The following is a 574-nucleotide window of genomic DNA, read 5'->3' as shown; positions in this document are numbered from 1 at the left end:
CCGAGCTGCACGGCGGGAAAAACGGGAATAAAGCCCTCTTGCGCTACGCCACTGCCTATCGGTCTGACTTTTACTGGCTGACGAGGCGAGAGACCTAACGACTTTGATGCCACTTCTCCGACCAATTTTTTAGGCTCATCAAACGCGGTGAATAGGGTGTAGCGTGTCCCTTCTTTGATTTTGGTTTCACGCCAGCGCCCTAGTAACACTTCGTTTGTCGTTTGGGCTAAAACAAACGAACAACCAACATTGCGCTGAAAGGCATCATCGGAGCACGCGATATCAAAGTTGTACTCGTATTTTTCCTTTGGCGGCGCATCGGGATTATGAGTACGAACCGGCTCAGGGACGTATGGGGGCATGGGAAGTGGCGGATGTAGGCTTGTACTTTGAGTGGCGCTTGATGCACTCCCGCTCATCTGTGTGCGAGTTAATAGTGCCTTTTGTGCCAATGGGTCGAGGTTGTCGCGAACATGGGGATTTAATTCCCAATCTGAATGATCTAAGCCATCGCTCTCTTTTATCAACAGCGGAACTCGCGGAGAATCATTGAGTAGCAGCAAATGGCCTTGCT

1 pseudogene is annotated in these 574 nt (G+C 50.5%); it reads right to left on the bottom strand.

The window, feature by feature from the left end:
• Window positions 1-574 (bottom strand): annotated as a pseudogene (locus tag ACQEXT_RS21265) (S-type Pyocin domain-containing protein); the annotation flags it as partial.

Origin of the sequence: Vibrio sp. TRT 29B02, assembly GCF_050113655.1 — a bacterium.
GTDB lineage: Bacteria > Pseudomonadota > Gammaproteobacteria > Enterobacterales > Vibrionaceae > Vibrio.
The sequence above is the reverse complement of the archived record's forward strand: the minus strand, read 5'-3'. Positions and strand labels throughout refer to the sequence as shown.